19 protein-coding genes and 1 pseudogene are annotated in these 23,941 nt (G+C 42.2%); 8 read left to right on the forward strand and 12 right to left on the reverse strand.

Annotated elements, in window-relative coordinates; genetic code table 11:
- Positions 1-113 precede the first annotated feature (113 nt).
- Both sufR and HWQ23_RS08310 read left to right on the forward strand, forming a co-directional pair.
- Complete coding sequence (gene sufR / locus HWQ23_RS08305) at positions 114-797, forward strand: iron-sulfur cluster biosynthesis transcriptional regulator SufR (protein WP_292826294.1); 684 nt, start codon at positions 114-116, stop codon at positions 795-797.
- Between the two features lie 103 nt (positions 798-900).
- Positions 901-1,161, forward strand: coding sequence for a hypothetical protein (locus HWQ23_RS08310; protein WP_292826228.1), 261 nt, complete (start codon positions 901-903; stop codon positions 1,159-1,161).
- 534 nt (positions 1,162-1,695) lie between these two features.
- On the opposite strand, the gene HWQ23_RS08315 is transcribed toward HWQ23_RS08310, so the two are convergent.
- Both HWQ23_RS08315 and HWQ23_RS08320 read right to left on the reverse strand, forming a co-directional pair.
- The gene (locus HWQ23_RS08315) at positions 1,696-2,328 is read right to left on the reverse strand and encodes a hypothetical protein (RefSeq protein ID WP_292826231.1); all 633 of its coding nucleotides are present in this window, start codon (positions 2,326-2,328) and stop codon (positions 1,696-1,698) included.
- A 327-nt stretch (positions 2,329-2,655) separates the two neighbouring features.
- Positions 2,656-2,982, reverse strand: coding sequence for a YbjQ family protein (locus HWQ23_RS08320; RefSeq protein ID WP_012411120.1), 327 nt, complete (start codon positions 2,980-2,982; stop codon positions 2,656-2,658).
- Positions 2,983-3,457: 475 nt separating this feature from the next.
- Here HWQ23_RS08320 and HWQ23_RS08325 point away from each other — a divergent pair, with 475 nt between their 5' ends.
- A complete protein-coding gene (locus HWQ23_RS08325; RefSeq protein WP_292826236.1) occupies positions 3,458-4,138 on the forward strand; it encodes a tetratricopeptide repeat protein in 681 nt (226 codons plus the stop codon).
- Positions 4,139-4,140: 2 nt separating this feature from the next.
- Here the strand turns inward: HWQ23_RS08325 and HWQ23_RS08330 are convergent.
- From HWQ23_RS08330 to psbO, 5 genes and pseudogenes are all read right to left on the reverse strand, one after another.
- Positions 4,141-4,504, reverse strand: a pseudogene (locus HWQ23_RS08330) (ABC transporter ATP-binding protein); the annotation flags it as partial.
- A gap of 221 nt (positions 4,505-4,725) precedes the next feature.
- Positions 4,726-4,977, reverse strand: coding sequence for a hypothetical protein (locus HWQ23_RS08335; protein ID WP_292826238.1), 252 nt, complete (start codon positions 4,975-4,977; stop codon positions 4,726-4,728).
- 2 nt (positions 4,978-4,979) lie between these two features.
- Positions 4,980-5,861, reverse strand: coding sequence for a hypothetical protein (locus HWQ23_RS08340; protein WP_292826241.1), 882 nt, complete (start codon positions 5,859-5,861; stop codon positions 4,980-4,982).
- 166 nt (positions 5,862-6,027) lie between these two features.
- Positions 6,028-6,804 carry an RNA polymerase sigma factor SigF gene (locus HWQ23_RS08345; RefSeq protein WP_292826244.1) on the reverse strand — a complete coding sequence of 259 codons (777 nt, stop codon included), beginning with the start codon at positions 6,802-6,804 and terminating at the stop codon, positions 6,028-6,030.
- 873 nt (positions 6,805-7,677) lie between these two features.
- Positions 7,678-8,511: a photosystem II manganese-stabilizing polypeptide gene (gene psbO / locus HWQ23_RS08350; protein WP_292826247.1), complete on the reverse strand. Its 834-nt coding sequence runs from the start codon at positions 8,509-8,511 to the stop codon at positions 7,678-7,680.
- Between the two features lie 529 nt (positions 8,512-9,040).
- Between psbO and HWQ23_RS08355 the strand changes: the two genes are divergently transcribed.
- A complete protein-coding gene (locus HWQ23_RS08355) occupies positions 9,041-9,394 on the forward strand; it encodes a hypothetical protein (RefSeq protein WP_292826250.1) in 354 nt (117 codons plus the stop codon).
- A gap of 58 nt (positions 9,395-9,452) precedes the next feature.
- Positions 9,453-9,800 carry a hypothetical protein gene (locus tag HWQ23_RS08360; RefSeq protein ID WP_292826253.1) on the forward strand — a complete coding sequence of 116 codons (348 nt, stop codon included), beginning with the start codon at positions 9,453-9,455 and terminating at the stop codon, positions 9,798-9,800.
- A gap of 125 nt (positions 9,801-9,925) precedes the next feature.
- Here the strand turns inward: HWQ23_RS08360 and HWQ23_RS08365 are convergent, their stop codons facing one another.
- Positions 9,926-14,974, reverse strand: coding sequence for a WD40 domain-containing protein (locus tag HWQ23_RS08365; protein ID WP_292826256.1), 5,049 nt, complete (start codon positions 14,972-14,974; stop codon positions 9,926-9,928).
- Between the two features lie 117 nt (positions 14,975-15,091).
- Positions 15,092-16,423 carry a P-loop NTPase fold protein gene (locus HWQ23_RS08370; protein WP_292826259.1) on the reverse strand — a complete coding sequence of 444 codons (1,332 nt, stop codon included), beginning with the start codon at positions 16,421-16,423 and terminating at the stop codon, positions 15,092-15,094.
- 784 nt (positions 16,424-17,207) lie between these two features.
- Here HWQ23_RS08370 and HWQ23_RS08375 point away from each other — a divergent pair.
- From HWQ23_RS08375 to ftsZ, 3 genes are all read left to right on the forward strand, one after another.
- A complete protein-coding gene (locus HWQ23_RS08375) occupies positions 17,208-18,041 on the forward strand; it encodes a cell division protein FtsQ/DivIB (RefSeq protein ID WP_292826262.1) in 834 nt (277 codons plus the stop codon).
- A gap of 782 nt (positions 18,042-18,823) precedes the next feature.
- Complete coding sequence (locus HWQ23_RS08380) at positions 18,824-19,057, forward strand: hypothetical protein (RefSeq protein WP_292826265.1); 234 nt, start codon at positions 18,824-18,826, stop codon at positions 19,055-19,057.
- A gap of 60 nt (positions 19,058-19,117) precedes the next feature.
- Positions 19,118-20,434, forward strand: coding sequence for a cell division protein FtsZ (gene ftsZ / locus HWQ23_RS08385; protein ID WP_292826268.1), 1,317 nt, complete (start codon positions 19,118-19,120; stop codon positions 20,432-20,434).
- 450 nt (positions 20,435-20,884) lie between these two features.
- Here ftsZ and gshB read toward each other — a convergent pair whose 3' ends face one another.
- The 3 genes from gshB to HWQ23_RS08400 all read right to left on the reverse strand — a co-directional run bounded on the left by gshB (position 20,885) and on the right by HWQ23_RS08400 (position 23,537).
- Positions 20,885-21,859 carry a glutathione synthase gene (gene gshB, locus HWQ23_RS08390; protein ID WP_292826271.1) on the reverse strand — a complete coding sequence of 325 codons (975 nt, stop codon included), beginning with the start codon at positions 21,857-21,859 and terminating at the stop codon, positions 20,885-20,887.
- A gap of 234 nt (positions 21,860-22,093) precedes the next feature.
- Positions 22,094-22,366, reverse strand: coding sequence for a glutaredoxin 3 (gene grxC, locus HWQ23_RS08395; protein ID WP_292826274.1), 273 nt, complete (start codon positions 22,364-22,366; stop codon positions 22,094-22,096).
- Positions 22,367-22,574: 208 nt separating this feature from the next.
- Complete coding sequence (locus HWQ23_RS08400) at positions 22,575-23,537, reverse strand: general stress protein (protein WP_292826277.1); 963 nt, start codon at positions 23,535-23,537, stop codon at positions 22,575-22,577.
- Positions 23,538-23,941 lie beyond the last annotated feature (404 nt).

Raw genomic sequence — 23,941 nt, forward strand, 5'->3', positions numbered from 1 at the left:
CATATACCAGAAAACTTTTTTAATCCAAAATCCAAAATCCAAAATCGGCACGGTCAAATTTTCAAAGAAATTAATTTTTGGGGCGTTCGCTGAACGTCTCGCACCACATGAAGATGGCGACTACCCACCAGTCCTCAACCAAGCAAGATATCCTAGAATATCTGCACAAACATGAAAAAGCAACGGCTTTGGAGCTAGCTGAAGTTTTAGACGTTACCCCCCAAGCTATTCGTCGCCATCTCAAAGATTTGGAGACGGAGGAGCTAGTTTTGTATTCGACATCAGTGCAGGCGGCGGGGATGGGGCGTCCGCAGCACCTTTATCAGCTGAGTCGTCAAGGACGCGATCGCTTGCATCGAACAATGAGCGATCGCTTTGGTGATGGCCACGGCAATTTTGCGGTTTCGTTGCTAGACACCTTAGCCGAAACGATGGGACATGAGCAATTTAAATGGATTTTACAGAAACAGTGGGAGCGCAAAGCCCTAGAATATCGCGATCGCGTGGGTAGCGGTTCACTGCGGGAACGTGTAGCTAACTTAGTAGAGTTCAGAAAAGCGGAAGGCTTCATGGCGGAATATCACCCGGTTGATGTGAATGACTGCTTTGAGAGCGATCGCTTTATTTTAATGGAGCATAACTGCGCTATTTCCAACGTTGCCGAGTCTTTCCCCAGCATCTGTGGTCACGAATTAGAAATGTTTGCTGCCGTCTTACCTGATTGTACCGTAGAACGCACTCACTGGATTATCGATGGCGAACATCGTTGTGGCTATTTGGTACAAGTTCGCAAGTAAAAGTTTCATAAATTAACTCGGTTTTAGATATAGCTTCGTAATCGATAATAGCTAAATAGCAACTACCCATTATCAATAATCAACTAAGTTTGAGATAACGTTTATGGACGTACTACCACAGCAACCATCAGCACAATTTTTAACTCTGGAAGAGTCCGCAAAAGTAGATGCCGCCTTGTTGTCTTCCCCAGAAAAGTTTTTAACAAGATTGACAATTTCATCACTTAAGCTTTTGAAGCATATTGCCCAAGAGTACAGCGTTGATATTGAAGATTTGACAGCACAGCAAGTAATTGCCTGGTTTGAAAAAGACGGCAGAATTCGACGTGAACAGGGCATTGAAGGTTCATACCTGAAATGGTGATCTGCGGTAGTAAAGTTTTCGTTACAAGCCAATCTAATTCATAATTAATAATTACTAATTCATAATTGCAAGACGCTCTCTTTACGCGGACTCGAACGCGCAGAGCGTCTGCTACGGAGGACAAGCTACGCTATCAGTGAGGGCCTTACCCTGTGCACGCTCTTGTAGACCACGCTCATTTTTTGAATGAGCGTGGTTGCTCTGAACCCATAAAATTTATGAATTATGAATTATGAATTAATAATTATTTGCGTCTCGTTGGCGCAGCCGAAGGTAGAGAAGAGAAGCAATCGCAAACTACAGATGTTGCGATTGCAATGGCAGAATTAATTGGACGCTACAAACGCCAGTCTTAAATAGATAAGCTAAACCACATCTAGGAAAGCATATCTAAAATTTATATAACTCTTGTGGGGTGGGCCGAAAAGCCCGCCGTAATTATGCAATTTAAATGTGGAACAGCTTAAACAAAAAGCACCTTGAAAAAGGTGCTTTTATTTAAAATAAATAACATTTGATTTTTCAAACAATTATTTAAGCATTGTAATTGTTAGCCCGAGGACTACGAGCTCCAGTTACGGCTCCAATCATTGAGGCTATTAAACCCAACAAAGAACCAAACACAAACCACCACAATCCCGAACGTAAATTAGCTGCCGTTTCACGAGCTTGTTGGGCACTTATGCTTGCTTGTGGTACATTAACACCACCTTGCTGTTGTACCTGGTTTATGACTTCCCCAGCGTTAGAAGCAGCAACACCAAAAGCACCAGATACTCCACTTGCTAAAAGCCATGAGCTAACTGCCAAAGTCGTTGCCCAAAGAATTGCGCCGTTAAGAAGTGCTGTATTGCGGTTCATCGGCCCACAAGCACGGGCTGTAACCCAACCGCCAGTAAATAGAGAAATCAACAAAGCCAGAGTTGACCAAAGCCCCGCATTACCCGCAGCGTTAGGGGCAATTGATCTAGGTGCACCTGAACCTTCAACTGTGCCTGCCGCAAACGCACCTATTATAGCGCTCAAAATTAATTGAGTGGCTAAAGAAACCAACAAACCAGAAATAATCGGTCCCCAGCGAACAAGATCATGATATTCAGCTACTCGGGCTCCTACCACAGGCTCAGTAGCAATACCTTCATTACCTGTCCGATTTACGTATGACATAGTTTATGTTCTCCAGTGCTGTTTCAGCAAAGTTTATCTCAGTTATATTCAGGTTTATTGTCATAATTAAACAACTAAATCATCTGTTTTTACATCTATCAATATAAATATTTAATGAATCTATCTTTAGTTATAAAAAACCAACGCCTTTAACAATTTTTAATCAAATTCAATATTTATTTATTATTTAATGATTATTTAGAAGTTCAAATACAGTTAATAACTGCTATATATGATAATTTATCTGGAAAAAAATTAGACTTAATCCAAAACTTTGTAAGCCTAATTATAAAATTTTCACAAAGTAATTAGACAGCCAATAAAAGATCATCGCATCTTTACAGCAGTGCCAGTAGCAGTAATTAGCAAAAGAACTCCTGACTGATCAAGATTGATTGTGCCAGTATCAATTTCAATCCCGATCACAGCATTTGCTCCTAAACGTTGTGCTCGTTGTTCTAATTCTTCTAGTGCCTTGCGTTGACCCTGCTCAAATAGACGCTCATAACTAGCAGTGCGTCCACCGATAATATCTCGAATACCAGCCAAAAAGTCCCGCAAGAAATTGCTGCCGTAGACTACTTCTGCTGTGACAATGCCTAAATATGATTCAATAACGGCTCCTTGAATCACATCAGTGGTAGTTATAATCATAAATTAGCCTCCAAAATAGCATATATGTTGATATTTATGATGAAAATACTCTAATAAATGTAAATTTATTTATACATATATAATTAGCCTGCATTGAGATAGGTTTGATAAACATATTCTCACACAATTTTAGATTGCGATCGCTGACATCGGGTATGAAGTGCCATTGGCGGATCGCCTATTTAGGATTAAGTGAGATACTTGCTAGTTTTTGGGGAATCATAAGTATAACTACTGTCAAAAAAGAGTGTAATTCTGGTATTGTCCGAATTTATATCTAGAGTAAGCTGATTTGATCATTTATACCTCGTATTTTATCTTTCAGTAAAAACTCTGTGATCCAGCCCTGATTGTAAAGGAAATAGTGGATGAACTATAACATCTTAATGAATACGAAGAAATACAGTTTTCAAAAGTCCATATTTTTGTTTTAATGTACAAGAAAAAAGTCGTCTAAGATTTCAGGAAATTTACTGTGTACAAACCAACGTCATTTGTGTTTAGTGTGGTGTTATTAGGATGTTTTGCCTTCAGCATACCTTCAGTGGCTCAGGCTCAGGTATTAGTGGCACAAGCCAAAAACCCACAGTTAAAGCAACTGCTAGAAGAAGGACGGAGGTTAGTGGATACCGGCGATTATGGTGGTGCGATCGCTGTTTATCAGCAAGCAGCTAGCCTAGATCCCAAGAATGCTAAAATTCATTCAGGTATTGGCTACTTATACGCTCAACAGGGAAATTACCAGGCGGCATTAACAGCTTATCGTCGTGCGATCGGCATCAACCCCAACAACAGTGATTTTTACTACGCTGTGGGTTACATCAAAGCGAATTTGGGCGACACACCTGGGGCAAAGGAAGGCTACCGTCGTGCCATACAGTTGAACCGTAACAACGTTAATGCCTATTTAGGATTGGCTGTGACGCAATCGCGTATGGGAGACTATAGTGCAGCTACCTGGGCATACCAACAAGCAATCGAGTTGGATAAGAACAACGCCCAGACTTATGAATTGATGGGTTCGATGTATAAACAACGACGACAAACCAAACAAGCGAACAGCTTGCTTCAGAAAGCCCGTGACTTGTACAAGCGGCGCAATGACTCACAAGGCGTAGAAAGGGTAGAAGTCATGCTGCGACAGTTAGGAGGATGAGGTTAATCTAACTGGCGTCCCGTTAATTCCACAAAAATATCTTCCAAGTTAGGGGGACGCACCATCATTCCGGTTTTATATAGACATTTGCTGCTTCTAAGGATGGGAAAAATAAATATTCCCACTTCAGATACACCTAATTGCTTCATTACCAAACCTTTAAGCTCTCGCAATCTGCAACCGTCGTTTCGTACTCCCAGACAGGATTTTTAGCAAATTATCACGTTTTCCTGCTAGCTCAACATATAGCCATTGATTAATTCGTTTTTGTCGCTGCGGGTTGCTAATGCGATCTAGTCTCCCATGCAGTTCCATATTTTCCCAAACGGTTAAATCGTTATATATACTGATTTGCTGCAAGACTAGTACCGCAAGGCGGAAGTCACGCATTCACGCATTCACGCATTCAAAAGTATTATGAAATAAGCTATGAGAGGGATTTGAAATGGTTGCTCTATTTACGCCGTGGCGTACTAGGCCAATACTCTAGTCGTTATACACCATATCACTACTTAATCATTCCTGAACAACAAGATTCCCGACTTCTCTGGAAAATCGGGAATCTGAGGCTTTCGATTTGAACGAAATCAAATAGGATTCATATAGCGATTTTGATAGTAAGCCAAAATTTGGTTAACTCGTTGCCGACTTTCTGAACCAGAGTTTGCTGTCCAGGAGATGGACAAGCCACCAATTTGACTTTGATTGTAATCAAACTGTTGGGATGACTGGGGAATTAAATCCACTTCTACCCCTTCGACTTGACATAAATGAGCTGCTATCTCTCTATAGACTGCTAAAGGCAAACCAGCGAATTCAATTTTTTCCTTAGTCTCCATCTTTATGAAGCTCCAACATTAGAAGAATTTGAGGGAGGCGTTGTCACTGAAACAGGATTACCGCTAGCAGATGCAGCTGGCGGCGTTGAAGTGACAGCCCCTTCCCCTACCATTTTGGCAACTTCAATACCATATTGTTCCAGAATCACGATGGGGTTGTAGCCCTGATTCATTTCAATACGTTTAACCAGTACGCCATCTGCTAATCGCTGTCCCGCCTGCACATAGCGACTCGTCGGCTCATCCGGTACTTTGATAATTGCCTGTGGTTCCTTACTAATTAGAACTACACCAGTCACAATAACTGCCCTTGCTAAGTCAGGTTGTGCTGGCGCTGGCAATACAGATACTAAAGTGGGGTTGGGAACAACTTGAGGCAAAACCTTAGGCAAGACTGAAATCAAGGTAGGATTGGCTTTTTTTGGTTTTGGTACAGAAGAAACGTTATTTTTCTTGGGATTTGAAACGTTATTTTTCTTTGGATTTAAAGCTATGCTACGTGTTGGAAGTTTTCGTTTTGGTAGTGATGCAGTAGGAAGCTTAGGCAACACGGGAACAGGTCTTCCAGATGTTTGAGCCATTCCGGGAGCGATTTGCCCGAAAAGTTGTGCAAACGGGTCACTTCGATTTTTTGATAGCACAACTAGCCGTGCCCGCTCTGTAGCATTAGTGGATTGAATCAAGTTAACAGATGCAGGAGTAACTTGTGAAACCTCTTTGGCAGGTATCACTGGATTCTTAAAGGATTGACCCGTTGGTGGCGACTTTGCTACTATTTGGGGAATTGGCGCCGGATTGATGGCTTGTTGTGTACCTTCAGAAGCACATCCAGCGATCGCCAAAGTTAAAATAGCTGCAATTGTAATTTTTGAATTTATGCCCATGAGCTGTTCTCAAAAGCCATTGGAAAATTGAAAAGTGGAAATCAACAAGCCTGAAATTTGTATCAAAGGCAAAGTATCTTCCCTTTATAACCTACTTTATTAGATTTCAAGGGTTATTTTTAGCACTGCCTATCCAGCATAACTGCGGATTGGTGTTTATTTACAGTTAATCTTCTGCCACACCCATAAGCTCTTTCATCAAATCCAGACCTTTCTTGACTCTACGGGAAACCGTTACTACACTGATGCCCAGATGTTCTGCAACTTGTTTTTGTGTCAAATCTTGCAAAAACACACATTCCAACACATCGCGGGTGCGTTTTTCTAGCTGAACCAATGCTTGTTGTAAGCGAAATTGGTCTTCTTGTGCTAGTTGAAAGCTGCGATAGTGAGGATCTGGAACCAATTCTCCCAAACAGGTAGAGCCTTCTTCTCCGTCTTGGATTGGCACATCGAGACTCAAGGGAGCGCGATTGATCCATGCTAATTTAATTTCTTGCCATTCGTTTGAAGAAATTTCCAGTGCTGCTGCTAATTCCGAGTCGTTTGGTTGGCGATTATGTTTTTCACGCCAAGAACGTGAAACTCCTATTGCTTGCTGTTGTAGCGCTAACCACTTGCGAGGAATTCGCACGGTGACACCTTTATCTCGGAGATAGTGTTGAATTTCACCCCGAATATAAGGAAGAGCATAGGAACTGAAGGCATGTCCCTTGGAAAGTTCAAATTTTTCAATTGCTCTGATTAAACCCAAACATCCAACCTGGAGCAAATCATCGTAGGTTTCATGACATTGATTCGTCCAGTAGTGAGCTTCTTTTCTCACAAGCCCAAAATTGAGTTCTACTAGTTGATTGCGGACATTTTCTGACGGAGATTGCTGGTATTCTCGCAATAACTGCCAAATTTCGTGTTTTAGGTCGTTGGTGACTGTGGTAGGCATTGCACCCTATTTATTGAGCAAAGAAAGATTTAATTGTTCGCTTTTAAATTCAGCTGCGCTCGCACGATATCAAAGATAATATCGTGCTATATTTCTTAGCAAATACTATGTAGATAACAAAGTGATTCTCTAAAGATTCCCTAGATGGCTTGAAAAACGAGCCAAATTTAAATGGGCAAAATCGGTATTTAACTTGTTATTTATCTTTGGGATGACCAGGAGTTTTTTTAGAACTCCATACAAATAAAATATAAAATTAATTACTAAATATCAAACCGAGATTGTACTTAATTTTAATTAATTAATGATCGAGTGAATTTATAGAAACAAAAGAATAATGTTCAGTATTTTATTGGCTCAGAAAAAGTTAGATTTACAGTAAAATTACCTGCCCATTCAGCTGAGATTTATCCAATCTTTAAAAATTACTAATAAAAATTAAAAAATAGTATGTATATTTACGCAAGCCAATAAAAAAGGGCGAGATGCCCTTTGTTATACTTACAGCGCTTTTCAAGGAATTGAACGACATAGACCACTCCTTACTCACCATTCCCCGTCTCAGTCGTGGTCTAGATCCCTGAAAACTGCTGTAAGTTCATAGTCTTTTAATAAAAGGGAAAAAATTAAAGCGAAGCGTACAAGGTAAAGGGATGAATCAAGCCGCCCACAAGAGCAAGATATCAAACCTTTCGCAATTGCAAGGACTCTTTCTCCCACAATGCAAGCTCGGCTTTAACTTTTCCCCATCTTTGTAAAAAACCTATTTACCCTCCTGAAAAAAGAGGGTAAATAAGTTAACTTTTGTGATTAAGTCTGATACTTACAGAATTATCGTTCTGAGTAGCAGTCAGTTGCGTTACTTCAGAGGATTTAGCCACGAGTTGGTTCAACCCGTCCATAAAATAGACCGCGAATCTTGACTTCTTTAGGTTCGCCAGCACCTAAATCTGTATCAGATGGCTGTTCGCTCTCGAAAGTACCAGCAATTTCACCACTAGAGTTATCTACTTTGGCGATTCGCAGAGAAATCTTGCCATTAAGATTTTCAGCACGCTTGACGTTAGTGCGGGTAAGTTCTTCATTATCCGATTGGGCGGGGAGAGCGACGGCATTATCGTAGCCACTAACGACACCACGACCTTTGGGATCTAGGAAGGCAGCACCACGATAGGAAGGAACTTTGAAGGTGCCTTCAAAGTCCGTGGAGGTGTTAATACTGCTCAAACTGGGTTGGGTTTGAGCAACCAAGTCTTTGATGGTGAAGAGGAAAGGTACTCGCTCACCACCAGGAAGTTGCACAGTGATGGCTTGGAAGTCAAGACCATCAGTTTCCGCAAAGGTCAAGCTATTATCTGAGTTGATTTTTAGGTTTCCTTGCACCTGGTCAATGGTGGAAGTGTATCTGGTCAACAATTTTCCAGCAACAAATTCTGCTTGTTGGCGTTTATTAGCAGGTTCTTCTTTGATGAAGAAGCTAGTTGGTTCCAAGCAAAGTTCTTTGATGGCATAAGACTGGCTAGAATCTATGGGAATAGAACCACGGCTTGTTTCTGTTAGTTGGGGGCATTTGTTCGCCAAGCCAGTGCCGCGAATTTGATCGTAAGTGAGTACATCTCTACTGCTAGTAGTAGGAGCATCACTACAAGCAGTTATTAGCCCCAGGCACAAAGCCAAGAATGCAACAATTAAAGCGCGATACCTCATGGTCAACCTCAATCTCAAAAATTAATACATTTGTTGTAAAACTGCATCGAAGCTTTGATCTCTGATGAGAAGCCGCTACTCTGCGAAAAGCTATTTTTGGTCAGACACGGCTTTGCTCTGATTAAAAGAGTTGAAGCAAGTGTCCGGGCGTCTAGGTTGTCAGCCTCTGCTCAAAATTTTCTGTTGCTAAACGTAGTTAAACGTGTCGCTCTCTTGAGCTTGGGGTGTAAACCCCAGACTAAGTAGTACACTGCATCCATTTTGGATGTGTATAACTAGAAACCAATTCAGTAATCCTGGAAGAACCTCTCCCCCTACCTTTCTCCTCGTAAAAGAAGGGAGTTTAGCTCCCCCAACGCTAGTAGGGAAGGGGGCTGGGGGGTTAGATTTTTGATTACTGAATCGATGCTCTAGGGGAGCACAAAACCAGCAGTTTTACTGTTGGTGGCATTTGTTAGAGTTGGGCGGGTGGATGAGTAAGCCCCACACTCTGAGGCATAAGTGCTGGCCTCAAAGAGCGCGAAGAGGGGTGTCTACTTCGCACTTTGCTCTTGCCTATGGCAAAAACGGCGTCGCCCAAGTCTTTTTGTATTATGTATGTGACGCCACTACATACAGCCCATTGTTTGATGGGGAAATCAGCCAGATCATACGATTTTTTTTAACTCAAAATCAAAGTACTCTTAATCAAAAAAGTCTCGTGCTGATCACATCTAGTTGCTGTGGAGGCTATGCTAAAGGTTACTACGCTCTTTTAGGAGCGATCGCAATTGCTTTTGATAAAGATACAAATCTAGTTATATTCACCCCGTACTTGGGCAAGCGCGGGGACGCGGGGACAGAGGGACAAGGGGGTTTAGAGGAATTTAGGCTGAGAAGCTAGGGAAAATTAAAAATCTCCGGTAAATTTGAGTTGACCTCATTTATACGGAAAGGGTGGCATGAACAATAACAAAAATTTTGAATTAGCAGAGTTGTCTTGTAAACAGCAAGCGATCGCAACTGTGGTGTATGATGCTGTTCAGGCTTGTGAAGGGGATACTGTAGCTCTTTTGGGTTTGCTGCGGCAATTGGAGCAGTTACACCGAGAGATCCGGGATGGGGTTTTTCAAGAGAGTTTGCCTGTTAACCGTCGGCAACTCTACTCACTACTGAAAGATATTGAGTCTGAGGGAGGCTGGCCTTACATTGAGCGAATGAGACTACAAGCATTTTTAGCGAATTTGCCACAAGATGCTGCCGAAGAAAATAGCCATGAAGTTTTGGAGAGCGATCGCTCATACGGCTGATTAGCTCGAAATAAGTTTCTAGCTCTGAATTAACAGCTCTGTGTGTGTGATCGCCTCATCAACCGCTAAACCAAGAGCGGTTGCTCATTGAGGCTTGAATCTAATTCATAATTCATAATTCATAATTAAAAAGGGTTTGTACGGGTTATGCCATCACAAACAAGGCGATCGCGCTCTTCAAGATTGCGGTTGTGTTTGAGGTAATCGCCCACCCAGTCGCAACCACGAACAAGCAGATCATCAAGATTTAAATTCCAGAGAATTATCGTCTTGTCATCACTAGCTGATGCTAGTGTTTGACCATCTGGGCTAAAACTGACACTTAATACCGAAGAGCGATGCCCATTGAGACTTTTAATTAATTTGCCGTCACTGCTCCAGAGTTTCACTGTACCGTCCCAATTGGCGGCGGCGAGCAATTCACCATTCGGGCTGAAAGTCACGGTATTGAAGCTATCGCTTGACCCCTTTAATAAGGTTTTTAACAACGTACCATCCCGTCGCCACAGTTTCACGGTGTTATCCCAGCTGGCAGAAGCCAGTAACTCGTCATTGGGACTAAAGCTCACACCCATCACCCAGCTGTCATTGGGCGAGAAAGTTTTGAGTAAAGTACCATCCCGTTGCCAAAGTTTAACAGTTCGGTCATCACTGGCAGAGGCTAAAACCTGACTATCATGGCTGAAGTTGACGCTATTTACCCAACCCTGATGCCCCACTAAGGTTTTGAGCAACTTGCCCTGACGGTTCCAAAGTTTCACTGTTTTATCTTTGCTAGCTGATGCCAACAACTGACCATCAGGACTGAAATTCACGCTCATCACACTATCGATATGCCCGTAGAGAGTCATGATTAAAGTACCGTCAAGCCGCCAAAGTTTCACTGTTTTGTCAAAACTTCCTGAGGCCAGCATTTCACCTTTGGGGTCAAAACTGACACTAGAAACTTGATTTGTGTGCCCCACTAAAGTTTTGTAAAGTCGGGTTTTGACCTCGCCATTACTGGTGTATCGTTGCCAAAGTTTGAGAGTGCGATCGCTACTACCAGAAGCTAGCATTTGACCGTCGGGACTCCAAGCAACGCTCAAAACTCGCTGACGATGCCCTTGAAGAATAGACGGTGTTGGGGCGTCTAAACTCCATAGTTTCACACTTTTGTCATAACTTCCTGAAACCAGCAATTTGTTATTTGGACTGAAAGCGATGCTGACAACACCATCGCTGTGTCCTTTGAAGGTTTTGAGTAAAGTACCAGTGATACTCCAGAGGTTTATGGTTTTGTCTTGACTTGCAGAAGCTAACTTTTTACTATCGGAACTAAAGTTCAAACTCCACACTATATCGCTATGGTGTCGTAAAGTTTTGTAAGGACGAAAGTCAAAACCGTCTTTAGTGCTGTTACTTTCCCTGAGCCAAAGTCTTACTGTTTTATCTCGACCTGTTGATGCCAAGAATTTACCGTCTGGGCTGAAAACAGCTACAGTTACACCCTGCTGATGTCCCTGCAAAGTTGTAACGAGGCTACCGTCTTTGCGCCAGATTTTCACTGTCTTGTCGTCACTGGCGGAGACGATGAATTGACCATCGGGACTGAAGTTTACCCAGTTAACCCACCCTTGATGTCCTCTCAATATTTTTACTAAGCTACCGTCTTTGCGCCAGAGTTTTACAGTTCTATCGTTACTGCCAGTAGCTAACAATTCGCCATCAGGACTGAAATTAACGCTATAAACCCAATCTCCGTGTCCTTTGAGGGTTTTATATGGCTTGGGGTCAAATTTACCTGTAATCGGGTTTTTGCGCCAGATTTGCACTGTTCTGTCGAGGCTGGCGGAGGCCAGGGTTTGACCATCAGGGCTGAAATTTACACAGGTGACAGCATCAGTGTGACCTTTGAGGGTTTGGAGTAAGGTTCCATCAGGACGCCAAAGTTTCACCGTCCGATCTCGGCTACCTGATGCTAGCAACTGACCATCTGGGCTGAAAGTTACTCCCCAGACAACATCAGTGTGCCCTTCCAGGCGGTTAACCTCTGTTACGCCATAAACTGCCTGTTGCAGGGCTGTTACTACCCGCATTCGGGTATCTGGCTGCACATCATCTGCCTGTTTAAGTCCTCTCCAAGCCCGCAAACCTTCTAATAGGGCATCAAACTCTTTATTAGACGCAAACAAAGCTTCGCTAGCAGCAGCGATCGCACTAATTTGCAAGTTGGTTTCACTGCGTTGAGCTCGTAGAGTTTGGCTAATTGCTGCTCTTTTCTGTAAATCAGCTTGCCACCATAATGCTGCTATTGTTCCTCCCATGATTGCCAGGATTACGCCTGCGATCCGTGCTTCCCGTAGTCGCCGTTGCAATACCAAATTGAGTTGCTTTTGGCTAAGTTTTTGGGCTACTTCAGCTTGAATTTTTTCAAGTTTGACTTTTTCTAATTCCGCCACCATGCCATAGTTGTTTTTTTGGCGAATTGGTTCAACTAAATAATCGTGAACTAGCTGGTAGCGATCGCCTAACTCTTCTCTGATTCGCAACACCAACCCTGAACCCACCAATATTTCTAAAATCAGTTCCCCAGCTGTGCCAAAGCTTGATATTGTATCTATATCATGATTATTAACTAATGCAGCCGCTAAATCAGCTTTAGTTTTTAACGGTCGCGTCCCCTTTTCATCAGTTAACTCAAATAGTAATTTCCAACTTAACTCTTCGTTTTCCGGACCGCAGTCTTTGATAACTTCCCCAAGCCAGCGTTCCACCAATTTTGTCGAGCCGCCGCAAAGTTTATATTGTCCGAGCGTGGTAATGTTTTCTATTTGTAGTTGAGCACCAACTATTTGTAATTCAATTGGATGTACTTCGTCTAGTTCTCCTGTCAAATCCTGGACTAATCGGTTAATTAATTCCTCACTCACTTCATAATGTGAACGTTGAGTAAGACTGTGAATTATCGCTTTAGCATCCTGGCTAGAGAATTTTCCTAAATAGTAGCGAATGTCCTTATCGAGAATATTTTTATTAATTACTCCTAAATCATATAATTCAGTGCTACTTTTCTGGCTCAAACGTTCAAATTCTAATAAATGATGTAAATAATCTTCTCGTAATGAAAGAATAATCTTGACAAATGAAAGATTTAAGCATTCAGTAAAAAATTTATAAAATTCTATTCTTTGTGTGGGAGAATTACTAACAAAGAAAAATTCTTCAAACTGGTCTAATATGATAATTATTGTATAATTGCGCTCAGATGCTAACCGAATTCTTTCTAGCAGTATACTAGGTGTAGAGTCAAGACTAATCGATATCCCTGTGTATGCCAATGCTTGGTTTATACTGCTGCTCAAGATTGTCATCCAATCAGTATAAACAGACAAAACAATAGGTATAGGAATGCGTTCACCGATAACTTTTCCCTTAAGTGCTGGAACTAAACCAGCTTTGAGGATTGAACTTTTACCTACACCTGATGGCCCATAAATTACTGTGAGTTTGTAGTCAGCGCGGGTAATTCTTTCAATTAAGCGATTGACATCTTGCTGTCGTCCAGAAGCAGATATTTCTTGGGCAATTTCTTCAGGAATAAACGGTATTTTGTGAGGTTCCAGTACTGGGTTAATTCTGGGGCGTTGCGGCTGCAATTGACTTGCACCGATGAAGGCACGAAAGCCATACTGATGTTCTATTTGAATTTTTTCTTGCTTCAGTTTAAAGGCTTCTGCATAGTCATGACGCTCAAAAAAGTAAAGCGATCGCAGTTCCTCTAAAATCTCTAAGTAAAGTGATGGCTGATGTTGTAGCTCACAAACTACCCTCGCCCATTCCAGGTTATTGATAGCCTCCTCCGACTTACCCAGATGCCGTTGTGTACGTGCTAGCAAGAGAAGATACCAACTTTCTTGTCGTCGTCTTCGCAAAGTGTCTCGCAGAGAAACTTCTGTTGCTTCTTCGGAGATAGAAAGTGCTGTATTGACTAATTCATGAGCTAGTACCCAATTCGACTCAGAAACCGCCACATTTGCCAAAAAGCCATAATTTTGAGCAACTTGTGCGGGAGTTCCATAAGTTTTATGTAGATGTAATGACTTTTGAGCTAATTCTTTTAAGTCATCCCAGGCTTGTAAGCGTTGCAGCATTTCACAAGCAGGCAAAATAAATTTAGCAACTAAGTCTTCTCTTTGTACCCGCTCCAATAGCTGCAAGCATTGTTTAAACCACAACAGTGCATGTTCGCAATAGTTACTACTATTGTGGTATAAGTCTGCCATTCGGTGATAACACAGCCCCAAGTGGAATAGTACTATTGCTTGCTTGAGTAAAGACGAGGGAAGGGTAGGGTGTGGACATAAGAGCGGGAAAGAAGAATTACTCTCCCTTTCTGCTACTCTGCTTGCTTCCTGCTGCCATAACGCTAGGCTTCTTTGATAATTGGCTAAAGCACTATTAATTTGATCGTTGGCGTATTTATCTCGCCCCAACACAAATTCTAAACTAGCTTCCAATCCTGGTGCTAATTGAACGCCATACAGGCGCAGCAAATCATTACGGGCTGATTCTATTTCGTGGCGGTGTTGGGACTTAGGATCTAAATCTAGGAAGGCATTAGATAAAAATGTTTCCGCACCTGCTTCTAAAACTTTCTCAAATAGAGATTCTGCTTCTTGCTGGATCAAAGCAATTAAATCTGCTTTGGCCATTTCAAATTTAATAGTGGTTGCAGCCCAGCTTTTAAAATCAGGCGCTAATCTTGAAAGCAATGATGCGACTTCATCTTGTAGCCAGAACACCACTGGAAATGGAAAAGTCGCAGCATAGATATCTCGTGCTTGGTTGATACCTGTAAGTAAGTTTTCCAGGTCGATAGTTGACTCAATACCGAAAACCATCACAGCAGATGGCAAAGAGTCTGTAAGGACGGCAGGATTATCTAAAGATAGTTCTGAGACTATTGTGCTGTGTAAGGAAGTAGTTGATGGATTGAGAACGATTTCTCTGATATTGATGTCTTTGGTGATGGAGCGAATATTCTCTAACATTTGCTCACGTAATAGCCCATAATTACATCGAACTAAAATCAGGGCAAATTGACCTTCAGAAAGCGCGATCGCTCTAATCAGTCTTTGCAAAGTATGCTGATTTTCTTTGCTGTAGACGTGTAGCTGCTTGTCATTAGTCATTGGTTATTGGGCATTGGTTATTGGGCATGGGGCATTGGACATTAGTTATTAGTCCAATGACAATTGGCAATGTAATTACGAATTACGAATTAGTAATTGTTGACTCACCCAGGACTGTTACTTTTTTTGTTGCCAAGCCAAAACTTTTTCTGTTTCTGCTAAGGCTGGACTGATACCAAACCAGCGCCCCACAGGATCACGATATTCAAACAGATACATACTTCTTAGTAAGCTCTGATAGTCAGACTCACCTTTAACTCTCTGCTGCTGCACTACTTCAAACAATAATTCCCACTGGGATTCATCAATAGCTAATAGCAGATCGTCGCGGTAGTCCTTAATCACGGCTTCTAAGCAGTCCTTAGAAAAAGGTGGATCTTGTCGTTGTAGGCAGCTATAAAGTAAACCCAATAAGTTACGAATGTGACCACCACTAACGCGACATAGACGATCCAAACTTTGGGAGTGCTCGAATAATTCTGTAATTAATAAAAGCCTGCCATTCAAAGGAACTTCTGGAAAAGCTCTTGCTAGAACTAACTGGCGCACTAGTGACATCCCTGGTTCGTAGTCACTGCCATCTCTTTGCCGCACTAATACCATCGGCAGTACTTTTGGCGCAATCCCTCCCCCCAGACGATTTTTCAGTGTCTCGTACTCATTGGAGAAAATTAACGTTAGGGGAATTGTGTAAACTAGGTGGCATTTGAGTCGGCGTAACTGTTCGCCTCGGTCGATGAAGAGATATTCTGGTTGCGATCGCCCGGATGCTAAGGGACGCATATCCACTCGATCCAAATTATCTACAATCACTACCAGTCCTTTTTGACCCCTTAGCTTGAGCTGTTCAATAGCCTTTTCTAAAATTTCTTCGTTAATCGCTTGCAAAATACTATTGGTTCGTGGTTCCAGATATTGCCTTAATTGATTCCGCATCTGGCTGCTATCTTTGGTTTTGGCGGTAATTTTGGCAATACCCAAGGACAATTCTGCTTGTCCAGAAAGTTCTATGGGGGTTTGCAAAAAATCGCCTACTTCTTTAAGCAAATTGGTAAAGTAACCAGCTTTGAGTTTGATGCCAATGCCTTCTAAACTGGCACTGACTTGACGGGCTACACTCAGCAGAATATCGCTGACATCAATATCCGCCATGTCTAAGTCTTGACTGGACTCAAAATAAACCACATGAAATCCCGCCAATTCCAGTTCTGTCTTCAGGCGCTGCAATTCCGTTGACTTACCGCAGCCAATATGACCCGTAAATAACTGGCAGGTTGGCTCATCAGGAGAAATCCGAATGATAGTCCGTTGCAACTCTTCGACAATTTTGCAACCACGTACATCAGCAAAATCTATGTAATACTGCCGATCTAGGACGTTACTTATATTTAGCGTGTAGCTGGGGTTACATGCTTTATAAAAACGTGATAAGTTTAATGTCGTTTTCATGTATGTAGATGTGTATGTAGATGCAGTTTTATTCGTATTTTTTATACAAGTAATCTCTGTCCGGGATGTAGGCATACGATTAACTCGCAAGTTGGTAGTGTATTGCAAAAAATACGACTTGTGCAGTATCACTGTCAGTAGTATGCTAGAGATTTAATTGACCATAGTAACGAATATCACTTACTTAAGCAAAAGCTGCTGCCCAGATCCCCGACTTCTTCAAGAAGTCGGGGATCTAAATCCAGCGATTTAGTAAGTGCCATTCAACCCTAATAGCCTTAAGCATATCTGTCCTGTTTTACACCTGCGATTCAGGTTTTGACAATCTCTAGCTTTTGCTTGACCTGCGACAAACCTTTAGGGCTTAGGAAGTAAGTCAAAAAAGCTACAAGCAGACATGGTTCTCAACTTTTATAGCTGATGAGTAAGACTAGTATGAATTATAGCAAAGTACACAGAGATTCGGGAATAATCACATATCATTTGACATCCTATTTGTCAAGAACACAAAATCCTAAACATCTAAATTAATATTTTGTAATCTTTAGGGAAAAAATCTTCAAAAATAACTTGTCAAAAAGGCAACAGTCAGTTAAAAATGGACACCGGAAACTTTAATCGGAACGATCGCTAGCGCCATAATCATTGTGTAGTTACTGTAAAGTGTTACTAAAAATAAAAAAGTCTTGAGGAGATCGGCTAACAGATGCCAACACTGTTTACTGAAATTAATAATGATACGAGCGCGTCAAGGAATTTAGATTGCAACCAGAAAGGGGTTTGAATGGCTGGCATAATATCAGTTTCCCGCACGGATCTAGCCCAGCGTCGTCAGAAATTACGTCGGCACCGGCAGATGAGAATTATTCAGGCTATTTGGCGAACCTTTGCCATTACTGGTTTGGCGGGTGGATTGCTGTGGGTGGTAGTCCAACCAGTGTGGATGCTAAAAGCTCCCAAACAAATAGTGATGAAATCAGGCAATAAGTTACTGACAGATGAAACCGCTCAGTCACTATTGGTGCTATCTTACCCCCAGTCTTTGTGGCGGATTGAACCGTCAGCGATCGCTAACTCTTTGAAGAAACAACCAACTATTGCCCAAGCGATCGTCAGACGCCGCCTCTTTCCTCCTGGATTAAACATCGAAATCCAAGAACGAGTACCTGTAGCGGTGACTCAAACAGCTAGCAACAAAAAAGTAACAATCGGCTTACTAGATGCAAGTGGGGTCTGGATGCCTTTAGAAAAATACACATCATTGAATCCCACTAGGAAATTACCCAATCTCAGAGTAATTGGCTTGCCAAAACAATACTGCCTCTACTGGACTCAGCTTCATCAAGCTGTCAGCCAAAGTCCGGTGAAAGTGATGGAAATTGATTGTCGAAATCCAACGAATTTAATTTTGAAGACAGAACTAGGAGATGTGCATCTCGGCGTTCCAGGCCCCCAGTTGTCTGAACAAATTAAGGTACTCGCCCAAATGCGCCCTTTAGCAGCAAAATTCAATTCCGGTCAAATAGAGTATATTGATCTGAAAAATCCAGAATTACCCTTAGTACAAATGAACCAAGAAAACCAAAAATTAACTCCCAAAATCCCTAAAAACATCTAGCATGTTTAATGTATTGATAGCTCTGAGTAAATTAAGAAGCTTTATGCTGATAAATATATTTATTATTTTCAGTTTTCCGGCAAACCACACGAAAATCGGCATTAACTTCTAATTAAAATGAGAAGATCAATCATAAAATCTCCATTGCGAGTAAAACACTCTCAATTGTTACCCTAATATCTAAGAGTAGGGTGCAAGATGTCGGACAATCTAATGATCGCCTATGGCGTGCAAAATGCCTTCTGCCCATAGATTATTTGACTAAACCCACTGCACAAAAGAGAAAAATCCTTGAGTTTTTCATTTATTGTTCAGACTCATGAACAGAAGGCACTGATCAGAACGGTTTACGCCGCCATCCTAGTGCAGAGCCAAAAACGCTCTGGCTTTGGTCTGTTGAGGACACTTCCAAAAACAGTTTACCGAAGTTTCAATCTGTAACAGCACCGCCCAAAGTTGCGTAAGCATTGCTTCTGGGCAATAAGTTTGGATTACTCTGTGCCGTAATTCCTATTGGGTGACAGAAACCTCGTAGGAAATCTTGATTTGTTGACCGCACTAGTGAGGGTTCTTGTAGGATCGACTATTACTGCAACAAAGTGTCCATTAAAACCTGCCAAAGAACAAGTTAATCAGGTATAGTCTGACAAGTAAATTCTTGCTTACTTTCACCTAAAAGATAAGTAAGTAGAAGGTAAGTTTTGTGTCTAAAGTTGCAATCATCCCCAATGGTAAAACCTATTAACAATATTATTATTGAGGCAGAGAAGAGGCGCTGTAGTATGTCTTTAGAAGTTATGCCCTCCGCTAAGAAGAATCAAGAGATTAATGTCTCTTTGATGTTATACAGATCACTTTTAGATAAATGTAGGTATACTTCTCTAGAATTGGCTGTGCGATCGGCTGCCTTAAAAGCTTATCCCATAGCAAATTTTCACACTGCCAATTCTGTTAGGCTTGGCAGTAGTGAAAACAATAAAGAACAGTGCCCTAGTATTGTGGCACTGTCAAACTAAAGTTGACTCTGAGGTGAATAACACCTGAAAAAGTCGTTTATCTACCCTTTGACAAATCCAATGACACTTGATAATAACCAAGGACTTAACTATAAAAATTCCCAATCTACGGGACAGCCGGGGTTCTCTCTGGCAGTTAACTCGACCAATCCCTTTAATAACTCTGGGCTGAACTTCGGACAAAATCACGATAATAAGAAGATTTCTGCGGAAAATAGCCGAATTGGCGAGATTGTTCCTGGTCGGGTCGCCAACATAAAAGTGATTGGTGTCGGCGGCGGCGGTGGCAATGCCGTTAACCGGATGATCGAATCTGATGTCTCTGGGGTAGAGTTTTGGTCAATTAACACTGATGCCCAAGCTCTTACCTTAGCTGGCGCTCCCAGTAGATTGCAAATTGGACAGAAGCTAACGCGGGGTTTAGGAGCAGGTGGTAATCCTGCCATTGGTCAAAAGGCAGCTGAGGAATCACGGGACGAAATTGCTACAGCTTTAGAGGGGGCAGACTTAGTATTTATCACTGCTGGTATGGGGGGTGGTACTGGGACAGGTGCAGCGCCGATAGTGGCAGAAGTAGCAAAAGAAATGGGCGCTCTGACTGTTGGTGTAGTCACACGTCCATTTGTGTTTGAGGGACGCCGCCGCACCAGCCAAGCGGAACAAGGTATTGAAGGACTAAAAAGTAGAGTAGATACACTGATCATTATCCCGAACAATAAACTGCTGGAAGTGATCCCCGAACAAACACCTGTACAAGAAGCTTTTCGCTATGCAGATGATGTGCTGCGTCAAGGGGTACAAGGTATTTCTGATATCATCACGATCCCCGGTTTGGTAAACGTTGACTTTGCTGATGTTCGAGCGGTGATGGCAGATGCAGGCTCGGCATTGATGGGAATTGGCGTTAGCTCTGGAAAATCTAGAGCCAGAGAAGCTGCGATCGCAGCTATTTCTTCACCATTACTAGAATGTTCTATTGAAGGTGCTAGAGGGGTTGTATTTAATATTACTGGTGGAACTGACCTGACTTTGCATGAAGTGAATGCAGCCGCAGAAGCAATCTATGAGGTAGTTGATCCCAACGCCAATATTATTTTTGGGGCTGTAATTGATGACAGACTCCAAGGTGAGGTAAGAATTACTGTAATTGCCACCGGATTTACAGGTGAAGTGCAAGCTGTGCAACAACAAAGCGTGGCTAACGTTCGAGTAGCACCTAATACCTCGAAGCGACCAGCAACACAGCAACCCGCAGTTAATCCCCCAACCTCAACTCCAAGTTCAACTCCAACTTCAACTCCAATTCCAGAACCAAAAGAAAAACCTGGATTGGATATACCTGATTTTCTGAGAAACCGACGTACACCAAGGAATTAAAAGATTTTGGATTTGAGATTTTAGATTAACTTAGCAGTCTCAGGTCAGGCTGAGTGCTGTATAAAATCTGCTAGTTTCAGGGTTTTACCAAGGGCAGGGGTAAGCAATCTGTTGCCATCCCCGATTTTGCCAATTGGTAAAAAAACTCGTCAACGCTACTTTAGAGAATGAACTTGGGCAGGAGTCTGCTGGCTCGCATGTCCAGCTATGCTTTCGGTACAAAAAAACACGAAGACCTTCCCGACTAAAGATGAGTAGATGAGTAGGCGTAGCCCGTCATAAACATCGGTACATCTACCCCTGGCGATCCATTAAACTTATATTTCCTACAAGTAAATATATTTAGTTCAAGGTAGCGACATGGGAAACTTGACCACGTAAGTGCCCGCCCCAACGAGGTCTGCTTCCCGCAGAATAGGACACGAAGCAAAAAGAGAAGGTAAATGCAAATTATTTTTTGATTTTTAGAGTTTGTTCAATCCATTGAATAACTTGATAACCAAGGCGAGTACCATCTAGGCGATCAATCTCACGAATTCCGGTAGGACTGGTGACGTTAACTTCAGTCAGGTAGCCACCGATAACGTCAATACCCACAAAAATTAAGCCGTCTTGGCGTAAGCGTTCGGCTAATTGGGTACAGATTTCATACTCTCTTGGGGTAATTCCGGTTTGAGCGACTGTGCCACCAGTTGCCATATTATTGCGAAAATCAGTTCCACTAGAGAGGCGATTGAGCGCACCAATCGGTTCGCCATCGAGCAGGATAATTCGTTTATCTCCCTCTTTTGCCTCCGGTAAATAGGTTTGTAGCATTACAGGCACTCGACCTTGGAGAGTACTGAGTTCGACAATGGAGTTAAAATTGCGATCGCCAGATTGCAAAAACAAAATTCCTTCCCCAGCTTTGTTACCCAGTGGTTTGAGAACCGCAGCTCCCTTTGCTTCGACAAATTGCCGAATAACCTGCTTATCAGCACTGACAATGGTTTCTGGAATCGCTTTGGTAAACTGGAGGGCATACATTTTTTCATTTGCCCCTCGGATACCGCTAGGACTGTTAATCACCAGGGTTTTATTTTGGTCGATGTAATCCAGAATATAGGTGGCATAGAGGTAGGAATCATTGACTGGGGGATCTGTCCGCATAAATACGGCGTCCATTGTCTCTAAAGAAGCCAAGGAGGAATCGCTCAACTTATACCAAGGATTCACCGCTACCCAGCGTCCCTCTACCAATTGTACTGGTACAAGTTCGACTCGCTGTAGGACAGCCCAAGCTTTGCTCTCCACCACACTCAGCAGATTTGCCTGAGTTATCCAAACTTCGTGTCCCAGGATTTGCGCTGCTTCAATCAGGGCAACACTGGTATCATGACACGGGTCAAGCAGATGGATGGGATCAATGATAAAAGCTAGTTTCACCCTTTATACCTCAATCACCAAGAAATTAAATGGTTATTCAATTATTATCTCTTGATGCTCACCAATTGACGTATATGTGTACTGCTGAGTAGAACCTGGAGGGAAAAATCTTGTGGACAGACATCGCTTTTGTGGGGATAAAAGCCCGTAGACAAGGCAGGGCGTTACTTTTCCATTGTACCGACGCTGTGTAATTGCAGTGGCTTGTTTTAGCGATCGCAATATCTTCTGAACCTAGACGCTATTGCTAGAAGTTAGTAGCTCATCCAGCTTTCCTTGACTGTCTAAAGCGTGGATATCATCACAACCACCAACATGATCATCATTGATGAAAATTTGCGGTAAAGAGCGCCGTCCATTTGCCCTTTGAGCCATTTTATTTCTGGCTGCCTCATCTCCATCAATGCTGTATTCGATAAATTCAACTCCCTTGTTCTTCAGCAAACTTTTGGCACGAATGCAAAACGGACAAGTCCTCCAAGTGTAGATTTCTACTTTTGTAGCCATAATTTCCTCAACTTGATTTAATACTTCTTAATTCTAGAACTTTGCCACTGGCTGTAGCGGCTCTATCTCGTTTTGACTTTATCCTCAGAAGTGGCTAGTAAGGCAAAACTAAAACCCAAGTCCAGACGGACAGGACAGTATAAATTCCTGACACAAAATCCTCTATGGTTTGCTCTGACAAAATTGTTAAATTTTCCGGTACTCGTTTTCAGGAACGAATTAACATTGGATCATAAATTTGACACTCTTGAACCCCATAATTGCCCAGAATAGAGCTAACGTGATCAAGCTCATTGTCTGTGCCACTAACGATGAGTATGTAATTGCCTTGATCAATTTGCTCGTTGTAAAAGCGTGCCCACTCATCTGCTATTCCTAGCCTCATAGCGTCAAAGCGCTCACTTAAATTAACGCCTATTGACCCTTTGACTTGAGAAAAGTCTTTGCAAATTAAGGAAATCTGATTTACTGCAAAACCTGCGACATACATATCGTTAATTGCCGCTTCAACATTATCTATGTGATTAAAGTAACCAACAGCATATTTAGGCAAAATCCCACTTTTATTAGGAATGGCAGTAGCAGAAGTTGTCGTGCTCAGATAATTTGTAGTTCTATACTCACTGTTGAAATGCTCGTAAATACCAAACTCTTCAATACCCCAACGCTGTAGAATTGCTTCTACTTTAGCAATTTCAACAGATGTACAATCCACGATTATAAAATAGTGTCCATGCTCTACTCGCTCGTTATATGCTCTAGCTTGCTCTTCCGATATTCCCCAACCAACTAATGCACCAGCAAAAGTCCCAGTAGCAGCACCAATACTTGCCCCGACAAGTGTTGTAACTAAAGCAGTTGCGGCTGCGCCAGCCAGCATTATTGGCCCAACTCCAGGGATTGCTAAAGTACCAAGACCGACTAATAAACCAGTCAACCCACCAACAGCGCCCCCTGAAAGCCCTCCGACTGTTGCACCTTCGTCAGCTTTATCACCAGTGCGCTCTTTTATTTGATCATTGGCAATCTCATGATTGCGGTCTGCATTCTGTACAACTACAGATACTTTCTCCATCGCCAAGCCAGAATCTTTCAACTCATGTAGTGCCTGTTCTGCATCTCGACGATGAGTAAATACGCCTACAGCACGTTGATATTGACTTAAAACCATTATTACTCCTTGGTTGTAGGGGAGAAATTATTCCCCACAAATCTAGTTCTTCATTGCCTGTAATCTTAAATACAATTTTATTTAACCGAAAACCATCCTAAGCAATAAAATTCATTACAGACGGTGTAATCACTACCCCTCTAACTTACAAAAAGAGCGCCGAAGCACACGGAAGGCACTTGGCTTGATTGCGTGGAGAAAGTGCCAACGGCGAAAGCCAGTCGCTACAACGGATAGCGCCACAAAGAGCGAGTCAGACGCTACGCTTACGAGCGTCGGGAACCTCCGCAACGCCCTGGCTCATTTATTCGCTTTAAATATTATCCGTGATCCGGGCCTTCAATATATATTTTGATTTCTACAAGCCGCACTCTTGTGCGAGCTTCTAGTCATGAGTTAGGATC

Origin of the sequence: Nostoc sp. JL33 (assembly GCF_017114985.1) — a bacterium.
Lineage (GTDB): Bacteria > Cyanobacteriota > Cyanobacteriia > Cyanobacteriales > Nostocaceae > Nostoc.